General features: G+C 37.5%; 12 protein-coding genes. 2 read left to right on the forward strand and 10 right to left on the reverse strand.

Annotation, left to right across the window (positions count from 1 at the left end):
* The 10 genes from scpB to HCJ45_RS08605 all read right to left on the reverse strand — a co-directional run bounded on the left by scpB (window position 1) and on the right by HCJ45_RS08605 (window position 9,730).
* Window positions 1–597, reverse strand: a complete 597-nt coding sequence (gene scpB, locus HCJ45_RS08560) for an SMC-Scp complex subunit ScpB (protein ID WP_185345325.1) — start codon at window positions 595–597, stop codon at window positions 1–3.
* Window positions 594–1,343 (reverse strand): segregation/condensation protein A, encoded by a 750-nt coding sequence (locus HCJ45_RS08565; protein ID WP_187124524.1) that lies wholly within the window; start codon window positions 1,341–1,343, stop codon window positions 594–596. The genes scpB and HCJ45_RS08565 overlap by 4 nt, the downstream gene beginning before the upstream one ends.
* Window positions 1,344–1,358: 15 nt before the next feature.
* Window positions 1,359–2,669 carry a diaminopimelate decarboxylase gene (gene lysA, locus HCJ45_RS08570; RefSeq protein ID WP_187124525.1) on the reverse strand — a complete coding sequence of 437 codons (1,311 nt, stop codon included), beginning with the start codon at window positions 2,667–2,669 and terminating at the stop codon, window positions 1,359–1,361.
* A 181-nt stretch (window positions 2,670–2,850) separates the two neighbouring features.
* Window positions 2,851–3,669 carry a purine-nucleoside phosphorylase gene (locus tag HCJ45_RS08575; RefSeq protein ID WP_187124526.1) on the reverse strand — a complete coding sequence of 273 codons (819 nt, stop codon included), beginning with the start codon at window positions 3,667–3,669 and terminating at the stop codon, window positions 2,851–2,853.
* Between the two features lie 18 nt (window positions 3,670–3,687).
* Window positions 3,688–4,872 carry a phosphopentomutase gene (gene deoB, locus HCJ45_RS08580; RefSeq protein WP_187124527.1) on the reverse strand — a complete coding sequence of 395 codons (1,185 nt, stop codon included), beginning with the start codon at window positions 4,870–4,872 and terminating at the stop codon, window positions 3,688–3,690.
* A gap of 27 nt (window positions 4,873–4,899) precedes the next feature.
* On the reverse strand, window positions 4,900–5,793 hold the full coding sequence (xerD, locus tag HCJ45_RS08585) for a site-specific tyrosine recombinase XerD (RefSeq protein WP_187124528.1): 894 nt from the start codon (window positions 5,791–5,793) through the stop codon (window positions 4,900–4,902).
* Between the two features lie 142 nt (window positions 5,794–5,935).
* Window positions 5,936–6,397 carry a ferric iron uptake transcriptional regulator gene (fur, locus tag HCJ45_RS08590; RefSeq protein ID WP_187124529.1) on the reverse strand — a complete coding sequence of 154 codons (462 nt, stop codon included), beginning with the start codon at window positions 6,395–6,397 and terminating at the stop codon, window positions 5,936–5,938.
* 242 nt (window positions 6,398–6,639) lie between these two features.
* Window positions 6,640–7,662, reverse strand: a complete 1,023-nt coding sequence (locus HCJ45_RS08595; RefSeq protein ID WP_185345338.1) for a FecCD family ABC transporter permease — start codon at window positions 7,660–7,662, stop codon at window positions 6,640–6,642.
* Window positions 7,662–8,687, reverse strand: a complete 1,026-nt coding sequence (locus tag HCJ45_RS08600) for a FecCD family ABC transporter permease (RefSeq protein ID WP_187124530.1) — start codon at window positions 8,685–8,687, stop codon at window positions 7,662–7,664. Before HCJ45_RS08600 ends, HCJ45_RS08595 begins: the two co-directional genes overlap by 1 nt.
* A 101-nt stretch (window positions 8,688–8,788) precedes the next feature.
* Window positions 8,789–9,730: an iron-hydroxamate ABC transporter substrate-binding protein gene (locus HCJ45_RS08605; protein WP_187124531.1), complete on the reverse strand. Its 942-nt coding sequence runs from the start codon at window positions 9,728–9,730 to the stop codon at window positions 8,789–8,791.
* 163 nt (window positions 9,731–9,893) lie between these two features.
* On the opposite strand from HCJ45_RS08605, the gene HCJ45_RS08610 reads away from it, so the two are divergent.
* Window positions 9,894–10,718, forward strand: coding sequence for an ABC transporter ATP-binding protein (locus tag HCJ45_RS08610; protein WP_185380836.1), 825 nt, complete (start codon window positions 9,894–9,896; stop codon window positions 10,716–10,718).
* Window positions 10,708–11,706 carry an NAD(P)/FAD-dependent oxidoreductase gene (locus tag HCJ45_RS08615; RefSeq protein WP_187124532.1) on the forward strand — a complete coding sequence of 333 codons (999 nt, stop codon included), beginning with the start codon at window positions 10,708–10,710 and terminating at the stop codon, window positions 11,704–11,706. Before HCJ45_RS08610 ends, HCJ45_RS08615 begins: the two co-directional genes overlap by 11 nt.
* The last annotated feature ends 220 nt before the right edge of the window (window positions 11,707–11,926 follow it).

Genomic DNA, 11,926 nt, shown 5'->3' on the forward strand with positions numbered 1-11,926 from the left:
TTATTTCCCCTCCTGTTCTTTATTTTGGTTAAACCGGTCAAAAAACAGGTCCATTTCGTTTTGGTCTGGTTCTTCTGTTTCTGAATCAGCAAGTTTTGGTAAATCATCTAAAGAATTAAGCCCAAATGCATCTAAAAACTCACTTGTAGTTATATATAATTTTGCTCGTCCAGCACCATCCACTCGTCCTTTATCTGTTACTAAACCTTTGGCAACTAATGTACGGATTGGTCCATCTGTTTGAACTCCACGCACTTCGTCTACTTCCATTCTTGTTACAGGTTGTCTATAAGCAATAATCGCCAATGTTTCTAGGGATGCTTGTGATAAAACAGTATTGCTTGGAACTTCCACTAATTTTCGCAAATATTCTGCATGCCCTTTTTTTGTGGCAAGTTGGAATGTTCCTGCTAGTTCTAGTAAAATAAGTCCTCGATCAGCATTTTCATTGTATCGCTCACTTAACAACTCTAATAAATTGAGTGCTTCAATATGCGTAATCTCCATAACTCCGGTTAATTGTTCTGTTGAAAGTCCTGCATCTCCTGCAGCAAAAAGTAAGCTCTCTAATATACCTATTTGTTCTTCTCTAGTCACGATAGTTCTTCCCCTTTACCTAACACATATAAATCGGCAAAACTTTCCACTTGTTCCACTTCTACTAATTTTCGTTTCATTAATTCTAAAAGAGCTAAAAATGTAACAACTAACTGTTCCTTCGTCCGTTCTTCAAATAACTCGTCAAAACGCAAGCGGTGGTTTGGTTGTTGTTGCAATCTCCCGATAACAGCGTCCATTCGGTCATCTATCGAAATTTCTTGGGTTGTAATTCTTGTATGCAGTGGTTTGTTTAATTTTTTGCGTCGTAACATTTTATTAAAAGCACTTAACATGTCATTCAGCGATACATCTAGTTCAGCCACATGGGAACCATCCTCATATTCAGCAAGATCCATTGGTGGCTTGCTGAAATAAAAGCTCCGTTCTGCTTCTTTTTCTTTTAATTCTTTTGCTGCCTCTTTAAAACGTTTATATTCCATTAATTTCTCCACTAGAGCATCTCGTGGATCTTCTTCTTCTACTAGTGTATCATAATCAATTTCTAATTCCTGTTTTGGAAGAAGCATTTTACTTTTTATCGCAAGCAAAGTGGCTGCCATTACTAAATATTCACTAGCTACATCTAGTTCCATTTCTTGCATAGTGTGAACAAATTCCATATATTGGTCTGTAATCTCAGCCATTGGAATATCATATATATCCACTTCTAACTGCCCGATTAGATGCAGAAGTAAATCTAGCGGTCCTTCAAATGCCTCTACCTTAAAATTCATTTCTACCATATTTGTCCCGCCCTACTATAATGAAAGATCATTTTGCACTAAATTCTCGTATGTTTCGCGAGCCACTACTAATTTATCTACGCCATTCTCTACAAAAACTACAGGAGGTCTAGGGATACGATTATAATTACTAGCCATTGCATAACCATATGCTCCGGTGCAAAAAACTGCTAAAACTTCTCCAGCATTCGATTTTGGTAGTGGTAAATCCCAAATCAGCATATCGCCAGACTCACAACATTTCCCTGCAATAGCAACAGTTTCTTCCGCTTCTTTCTCTGGACTTGCCGCAAGTACTGCATCATAATGCGCGTCATATAAAGCTGGACGAATATTATCAGACATACCGCCATCAACGGCTACATAATTCCTAATACCCGGTACTTCCTTTTTAGAACCAACTTTATAAAGTGTTGTTCCAGCTTCCCCAACTAAAGAACGACCAGGTTCAATCCATATTTCTGGAATAGCAATATCATTTGTATTTGCAACATCCTTTACTTCTTCCATGATTTGGCGGACATATTCGCTTGGTTCTAATGGTTCGTCTTCTGCAGTATAACGAACTCCAAAGCCGCCTCCAAGGTTAAGTACTTTGGAATCAAAGCCGAGTGTTTGATGCCATTCAACTAATTTATCCATAATTCGACGGGCTGCTAATTTAAACCCAGTTGTTTCAAAAATTTGTGAACCAATATGGCAATGTAAACCAATTAAGTCAAAAGCCTCACTTGCTCCAAGAACTTGCTTAATAGCTAGTTCCGCTTGCCCATTTGTTAATCCAAACCCAAATTTCGAGTCATCTTGTCCCGTTAAAATATAGTCATGCGTATGTGCTTCAATACCTGGTGTAACTCGAATTAACACAGATGCTTTCTCATTTCTTTCTATTAATATATCTTCTAATAAACTAATTTCATAATAATTATCCAAAACAAAGCAACCAATGCCATAATCAAGCGCCATATGGATTTCTTCAGCACTTTTGTTATTACCATGAAAGTGAATACGTTCTGCTGGAAATCCAGCTTTAATGGCTGTATATAGTTCTCCGCCAGATACTACATCCAGTGATAACCCTTCTTCTGCCATCAACTGATATATCGCAACAGCAGAAAAAGCCTTGCTGGCATATGCAACTTGTGCCTTCACACCAAGATTTTCAAATGTTTTTTTAAATCCTCTTGCACGGTCTCGGATTAGCGCCACATCATAAACATAAAGCGGTGTGCCATATTTTTCGGCCAGCTTTAAAGTGTCCACCCCTCCAATTTCGAGATGTCCTTCTGCATTTACATTCATTGTTCCTAGCCGTTCAAACGTCACGCCAATCCCACCTTTACATTACAGATTTTTAAAAGTTCTTTTATATAGTAGCACACTAAGAAGCCGAGCGACAATAACTATCTAAAAATAATATCAAATCCATGAAAAAAGTTCAGCTGATTTCAATATCTTCTTGTCTCAGAAAATAACGAAATCAGCTGAACTTGTACAACCAATTACTTTAAGAAATTTTAGCAACAATCGCTTTTACATATTGTAAAAATGTGCTACGAACTCGTTCTGTTGTTTCAATAACTTCCTCATGTGAAAGTGGTTGGTCTAAAATCCCAGCTGCCATATTAGTAATGCAAGAAATGCCTAGAACGCGTAGTCCAGCATGGTTCGCAATAATTACTTCTGGTACTGTTGACATTCCAACTGCATCTGCTCCAAGTGTGCGCATCATTTGGATTTCTGCAGGTGTTTCATAGGTTGGACCGCTAAATCCAGCATAAACGCCTTCACAAATGGTTAAATCAAGCTCTTGCGCAATTAATCTAGCTTCGACACGTAAATCTAAGTTATACGCTTCCGACATATCTGGGAAGCGAGGTCCAAAATGACTATCATTTGGCCCAATAAGCGGACTTGTTCCAGTAAAGTTAATGTGGTCTGAAATTAGCATCAAGTCTCCCGCAGAAAACAGTTCGTTTACACCGCCAGCCGCATTAGTTACAATCAGCACTTCAACGCCTAACTCTTTCATTACTCGAACTGGAAAAGTAACTTCTTGCATCGAATACCCTTCATAAAAATGGAAGCGTCCTTGCATCGCAACTACTTCTTTATGCTCTAATTCACCAAAAACAAATTGTCCAGCATGTCCTTCTACTGTGGAAACTGGAAAATGAGGAATTTCACTATAAGAAAGTTTTGTTGGTTGTGTAATTTCATCCGCTAACACTCCTAATCCAGACCCTAAAATTAATCCGATTTTTGGTGTTCCAGTGTAACTTTCTCTAATTTTTGTAACTGCTTCATTTACTTTTTCTAAACTCATGCTTGTTCCTCCTTTTTCCTATTTCAAGTCTGCTAAGAAACTTTTTCCGTATTCAGGCATTTTTACATCAAAATTGTCTGCAACTGTTGCACCAAGATCGGCAAAAGTTTTTCGTAATTCTAGTTCTGAACCGCCATTTTTAAAGCGAGGTGAGTACACTAGTAATGGAACAAATTCGCGTGTATGATCTGTACCAGTATAGGTTGGGTCATTTCCGTGATCAGCAGTAATAATCAACAAATCATCCGTTGTTAGTTTTTCCATTACTTCTTCTAAACGACCATCAAAGTCTACTAATGCATCCGCATAACCTTGTGGATCACGACGATGACCAAATAGCGCATCAAAGTCTACTAAGTTAAGGAAACTCATTCCATTAAAGTCTTTGTCGAGAGTAGAAATAAATTGATCCATTCCGTCCATATTGGATTTCGTACGAATAGATTCCGTCACACCTTCGCCATCGAAAATATCAGAAATTTTCCCAATCGCAATGACATCTTTACCACCGTCTTTAAGTGCATCCATCACAGTTGGTTTAAATGGTTTTAGCGCATAGTCATGACGATTTGGTGTTCTTACAAATGCTCCAGGTTCTCCAACAAAAGGTCGCGCAATAATCCGACCAAGCATATATGGGTCATCTAAAGTAATCTCACGACAGAATTCGCAAATTTCGTATAGTTCTTCAAGCGGAACCACCTCTTCATGAGCCGCAATTTGCAGCACTGAATCAGCAGATGTATAAACGATTAAAGCTCCTGTTTTCACATGTTCTTCGCCAAGCTCAGCCATAATTTCTGTGCCGCTAGCAGGTTTATTACCAATTACTTTGCGACCTGTTTTTGCTTCGATTTGGTTAATTAATTCAGCTGGAAAGCCATCAGGAAAAACGCGGAATGGCGTATCAATATATAGTCCCATAATTTCCCAGTGACCTGTCATCGTATCTTTCCCATTAGAAGCCTCTTGCATTTTTGTATAGTATGCAAGTGGTTTTTCTGCTTTTTTAATTCCTTCTATTTCACGAATATTTGATAAGCCAAGTTTGCCCATTTCTGGCATTTTTAATCCGCCAACAAATTTCGCAATATGACCAAATGTATCTACATCAAAATCACCGAATTCTGCTGCATCTGGGGCTTCCCCGATACCAACTGAATCCATTACAACTACATGTACTCGTTTAAATTTATCTGGCATATTTACTCATCCTTTTCCATTATATTTTTAAGCACGCGGGTGAAATTGTTTGTATACATCTTTTAACCGCAGCTTGGTTACATGGGTATAAATTTGTGTAGTGGAGATATCCGCATGGCCAAGAAGTTCTTGTACTGAACGGAGATCCGCCCCATTTTCAAGTAAGTGTGTGGCAAATGAATGGCGCAAAGTATGCGGTGTAATCGGCTTTTCAATTCCCGACGCTTTCGCAATACCTTTTAATATTTTCCAAAATCCTTGTCTCGTAAGTCCTTGACCATGATGGTTTAAAAACACAAAATCATTGCGGTATTTCGGCTTTCTAAGTTTCGGTCTTGCTTCCTCTAAATACTTTTCTAACACATTGGTTGCGGTTTTTCCAAGTGGAATGATTCTTTCTTTATCCCCTTTACCAATGGTTTGAATAAAGCCCATTTGTAAATGTAAATCATCCATTTTAAGCTGCACGAGTTCAGTCACACGAAGCCCCGTTGCATATAAAATTTCCATCATCGCTTGGTCTCTAAGCCCGAGCGGTGTACTTATATCTGAGGAACGAAGCAATAATTCTACATCATCTAAATTTAATACTTTTGGCAACCCTTGCGCTTGTTTTGGTGTTTCAATTTGAATCATTGGGTCGTGGGACATTTTCCCATCATGCATTAAGTAATGAAAAAAAGACCGCAACGAAGCAATATATCTTGCAACGCTTCTTGCTGATTTTCCTTCTTTTCGCGCAAACGCCATAAATCCAACGATATCGCTTCTTTTAAGAGTGTTTGGATCAGTAAAATTACTCGCTGTATTCATATAAGAAACAAAATAATGTATATCCCGTTCGTAAGCTTTTATCGTATTCTGTGATAAGCCCTTCTCTACAATTAAAAAATGTAAAAAATCATCTATTAAATCATTCATAAGCGTTTCCTCCACAAGTCCTATTCTAACACGTTCCGCTTCAAGTGAAAACGTTTAAGCGATGAAAAAAACATGTAATACTTTTCGCACAATTCAGTCCACCTTTTTTCACAAAAAAAGTTTGAGACAAATTATCTCAAACTCACTTAACCATTATTCTTTTTGATTTTTGTCTGCACTCGGCACATACACCTTGAAAAGTTAGACGATGATCTTTTACAAGAAAATGCCATTTTGATTCAATTATTTTTTCTACATCTTCTAATAAATCTTCTTGGATTTCCTCTACGGAACCACATTCTAAACAAACAAGATGATGATGGAAATGCTTGGCGCCTTCTTGTCGTAAATCATAACGAGATACACCATCACCAAAGTTAATTTTATCTACTACACGAAGCTCTGTTAATAGCTCTAATGTTCTATAAACCGTTGCAAGTCCAGTATCAGGCGCAATATCTTTTACACGCAAGAAAACTTCCTCTGCACTTAAATGATCTTTTTCATTTTCAAGTAAAACGCGAACAGTTGCCTCTCGTTGTGGAGTTAATTTATAACTAGCATCATGAAGTTGTGCTTTAATGCGTCCAATACGCCCTTCCATTCTGGTTCCTCCCTTAGTTGCAATAACAAGTTGTCTTTCTAAATTATCATCATTATCATTTAACAATAAATACAGTTTATAATAATTATAAATAAAATGCAAGCTTGGAAATCCTTTTCCAACCTATTAAATCCCTCGTATTCAATTCCTATTGCTTATGTTTACTAACATATCACAAAAGCAATAGGCTGTCTACAATCATTATCAATTACTATAAAATTTCTCGTTATTTATAATAATTCTTATTTAGCTTTAGCAAGAAGAAATAAGAAATACGGGGCACCAATAACTGCCACGACAATACCAGCAAATATTTCGGAAGGTTGAATAATTAAACGTCCAATTGTATCCGCTAAAAGTAATAATAAGCCGCCAGCAAGTGCAGATGTCACCATTACAAAACGATGCGCTGAACCGACTAATCTCCTAGCAATATGCGGTCCAATTAGTCCAATAAACGCTATCCCACCACTAACAGAGACACAAGCTGCAGCAAGACCAACTGCGACAATTAATAGAAGAAATTTTTCTCGTTCGACACGAACACCAAGTCCAGTTGCTACTTGATCACCGAAAGAAAGAACATCTAGTGTCTTCACTTTCATAAAAGCAATCGCACCTAAAACGATCAACCAGGGTAAAAGCGCATAAACATATTGCCAACTAGATGCCCAGATATTTCCCGCCATCCATTCTGCATACCGTTGATAATTTTGTGGATCCAGTCGAATACTTAAAAGTGTAATCAGTGCTGCAATTGCCGCCGCAACAGCAATCCCAGTTAAAAGTAAGCGATTAGGCAGCAAACCTTCTTTTCGACTATAAGAAAGACCATACACGACAAACGCAGTCAAAATCGCACCAATAAACCCGATAAATGGCATAAATAAAACAGGCACTTCCATGGTTGAAGGGAAGAAAGAAATATAAAGCATAACCGCTAAACCAGCACCATTATTTATCCCTAAAATTCCTGGATCAGCAAGTCCATTTCCAGAAATACCTTGTAAAATTGTTCCCGAAACAGCTAAACCAGCGCCAACCAAAAGAGCAATAACAATTCTTGGCAACCGAAACTCTGTCACGATAAGTTGAGTGCCTGGGTCCGCCATCCCAAAGAATGACTTTATTACTTCTAAAAATGGTAATTTAGAATAACCCGCATTGACACTATATGTAAATATAATAAAAATAAATAAACTTAAAATAATAATAGTCCATATCCGCTGTGATTTTTTCCTTTTTTCTGCTGCAGTCATATACATTATAAGTTCCTCCTTTCTTTACGAGCAATATAAAGGAAGAAAGGAACTCCAATTAAAGCGAAAACTACACTAATTGGTGTTTCATAGGGCGGGTTAATCGTTCTTGCTACAATATCAGCAACCAGTGTTAAAAACGCCCCAACAACTGCTGAGCAAGGAATAATCCACCGATAGTCTACCCCTACTAAATAGCGGACCAAATGAGGCACAATTAAACCAATAAATCCAACCGGACCAACTACAGATACAGCTAAGCCCGCTAAAACAAGCACGACGACCATGGAAGCAATTTTAACTAAGGTCGTTTTTTCGCCAAGACCAATTGCAATATCATCGCCTAAACTTAAAATGGTAATAGACTTACTTAAAAGTAGTGCTACAATTAATGCGCCCAGTAACCATGGCCAAATTGCCTCAAGTTGACCCCATTTCACACCAGCAACTCCACCAGCATACCAAAATGCCAAATCCTGACTTAATTTAAAGTAAATCGCAATCCCCTCACTCAACGCAGTCAAAAGCGAACTAACCGCTGCCCCAGCAAGTACTAATCGTGTTGGTGACATGGCACTACCTGCAATGGAACTAACACCAAACACCATAAACGCCCCAATTGCCGCTCCAACAAAAGAAAAAATTATTAACGAATTATAACTAAGACCTGGCATAAAAGCAAAACAAATTGCTACCATAAAAGTAGAACCAGCATTTAGTCCTAAAAGTCCAGAGTCAGCAAGCGGATTCCTTGTAATTCCTTGCATAATGGCCCCTGCCACGGCAAATGCGGCACCAATTGCCATATCAGCAATTACCCTTGGAACACGCAAACTCCGTATAATCTGATGTTCTGTTTCTGAGCTATTATAATGAAAGAGCGCATCCCAGACAGTACTTAATTGAATATCTGCCGCTCCAACTGCAATGCCAAATAGCGCCATAATAAGGAGCGCTACAAGCCCAGCTGTAAGTATAATAATAGCAACAGCTGGTCTTGTGTTCATTTTTAACTGTTTTGACTTATCCATCTGCACAAATTCCTTCCATTTGATATCTCTGCTCGTTTTAGGTGATAATAATTATCAATCGCAAAGAAAATTATATCAATTTACCTCGCTAATCGCAATATTTAGTTGGAATCAAGTAATTTATCTACTATAATATCTAGCTGACCTTCAACGGCTAAAGGATCATAATAAAACATTGTATCAAAATCCATTTGGTAAACATTTCCTGCTTTATAGGTAGGTAAGTTTTTCCAAATTGGCGAATTCGTTAATTCTTGTAGTGTTTTTTCACCATCTTTCGCATCGCTAGAGGAATTCTTTGTTATAAACATTCGATCTGCTGCATATTCAGGTAGAACTTCTAATGAAATCTTCTGCCAATCTTGACCGTCTAATACATCTTTTTTAATTTTTGCTGGTGCATTTAGTTCAAGGGCGTTATAAATTGCTTGACCACCACGTCCCATATTTTGACCCATAACGTAAAAATCTTTATCTTGGACCTCATAAATACCAATAGTTTCATCCGCATCAAGTTTTCCAGCTAATTTTGCTTTTGCGGCTTTAGCCTTTTGATGAAAACTATCAATCCATGCCTCTCCAGCTTTTTTTTCACCAACTAAATCAGCAATCTGGCGTACATCTTCTTCTACTGTTTTAGAAGTTGCATATGGAATTAAAACAGTTGGCGCAATTTTAGACATTTGTTCGAACTCATCTTCTTTTGAAACAACAATTAAATCTGGTTTTAATTCTGCTACTTTTTCCGCAGAAACAGGATCACCGATGTCTTCTATCCCAGCTATCTTTCCTTTAAGAAATGGGTTTTCCAATTGTTTTTCTCTGGCACCAACTGGTTTTAAACCAAGTAAGACAATATTTCCTAAGTATTCTGAAGCAACTATCCGTTTTGGATGCGCTGGTATTTCGACTTTTTCACCATTCGTCATTGTATAAGTACGCATTTCGACTTTTTCATTATCGGCTGATTTATTATTTCCACAAGCACCCATAACTACTACAGTTAAAAGCACCAATAGTAACAAACTAATTCTTTTTTTCAATATACTTCCCCCTTGTAATTGATAATATTTCTCAATTAGTATAGCGAAATATTTCATTTGATGCAACTTGTTTTATTGACTAAGACTTGCATTTTTGTTAGAAAAACTCTATACTTAAGCATTGAGAATGATTATCATTTTAATTGAAATTGGAGCGATAAAAATGAAAGACTTGCATACCGATAATCTACAAATTTCCTACGATAAACGAATCATTGTGGATGGTTTAGATATAGCCATTCCATCAAATAAAATAACTGCTCTTGTTGGAGCAAATGGTTCTGGGAAGTCCACTATATTAAAAACAATGTCCCGATTAATGAAACCAAGTCAAGGTGCGGTGTATTTAGACGGTAAAAGCATTCATAGTCAGCCAACCAAAGAAATCGCCAAGCAGTTAGCAATTTTACCTCAAAACCCTTCTGCTCCAGATGGTTTAACGGTTTTCGAATTAATTTCTTATGGCCGTTCTCCTCATCAAAGCAGTTTTAAATCCATTACTGCAAAAGATCGAGAAATTATTTTCTGGTCGCTAAGAGTAACCAATTTAACCGAGTTTGCGGATCGTCCGATTGATAGTTTGTCAGGTGGACAGCGCCAAAGAGCTTGGATTGCAATGGCCCTTGCTCAAGAGACAGATGTTTTATTTTTAGATGAACCAACGACCTTCTTAGATATGACGCACCAATTAGATGTATTAAATTTACTCAAACAATTAAACCAATCAGAAAACCGCACGATTGTTATGGTTGTACATGACTTAAATCATGCATCGCGATACGCACATCACATGATTGCAATTAAAGCGGGACAAGTAGTAGCTGAAGGAACGCCGGTTAGTGTAATGACCGAAGAAACATTGGAAGATGTCTTTAATATCAAAGCCGATATTTTAATTGATCCACGAAGCGGTGTCCCTCTTTGCCTGCCTTATGAAACTTGTAATGGTTGTGAAATTGTAAAGGAGCTTGATTCAATTGCCAAATGATCTCTATGATGTGACCATTATCGGTGCAGGGCCTATTGGTCTTTTTGCTGCTTTTTATAGCGGTCTTCGGTCCATGAAGACGAAAATTATCGATGCCGAACCAGCTGTTGGTGGCAAAGTGCGTTATTTTTTCCCTGAAAAGATTATTCGTGATATTGGCGGAATCCCTGCTATTACTGGTGCGGATCTGATAGCTAATTTAAAAGAACAAGCAGAGACTTTCCATCCAACCATTGTCTGTAATGAGCGTGTAGTAGAAGTTACTAAGCTATCTAATGGCACTTTTCAATTAACTACTCAAAATGGGACAATCCATTTTTCTAAAACGATTGTTATCGCGACAGGTAGTGGTACTTTTGAAGTTAATCGCTTAGACGCTTTACATGCTGAAAATTTTCCTGACGCTATTTTCTATGATGTTAAAAATCTGGAACAGTTTCGTGACAAAGTTGTCGCTGTTTCTGGTGGCGGAAATTCTGCAATTGATTGGGCGCATACATTAGAGCCTATTGCAAAAGAAGTTCATTTAATCTATCGTGGGGAAGATTTTAAAGCACATGAGGAGCGTGTAAAAGCCTTAAAAAGTTCCCGTGTTCAAATTCATATCCATCATGAAATGAGCGCTTTATTTGGAATTAACGACCGATTAACTGCTACAACACTTTACTGCAATCAAACAAACAGCACTAAAACTATTCCAACAGATGCCCTTTTTATCAATCATGGTGTTAAAGTAGATTTAGGAACAATGGCTGAATGGGGCTTTACATTAACAGATTTTGGCATTCTTGTTGATGATGAAATGAAAACAACGATTCCAGGAATTTTTGCTTGCGGAGATAGTGCTGCTTACCCGAGAAAAATTCGTATTATCGCAGCTGGCTTACATGAGGGTCCGATAGCAATTAATAGCGCAAAAAAATATTTAGAACCAAATGCTGCTGATGAAGCAATGATTAGTACGCATCACGAGAAATTTATTCATTAGTATTTTCATGATAGTTAGCATCATTTGAAATCAAAAAAGCATTCCATTATTTAAAACGGAATGCTTTTTGCTTCATTCTCCACCAATTAAGCGATTTACTTCTTATTTTTTCACTATAAGATAACTAAGTCCGAGTTTAATTTACATCGCACGACTGATAACATCTATTTTCTAAATATGGTATGATAAGGACAAATAAAGTACACTTTCTAAAACATAA

The sequence above is a fragment of the Listeria immobilis genome, assembly GCF_014322845.1.
Classification (GTDB): Bacteria; Bacillota; Bacilli; order Lactobacillales; family Listeriaceae; genus Listeria; species Listeria immobilis.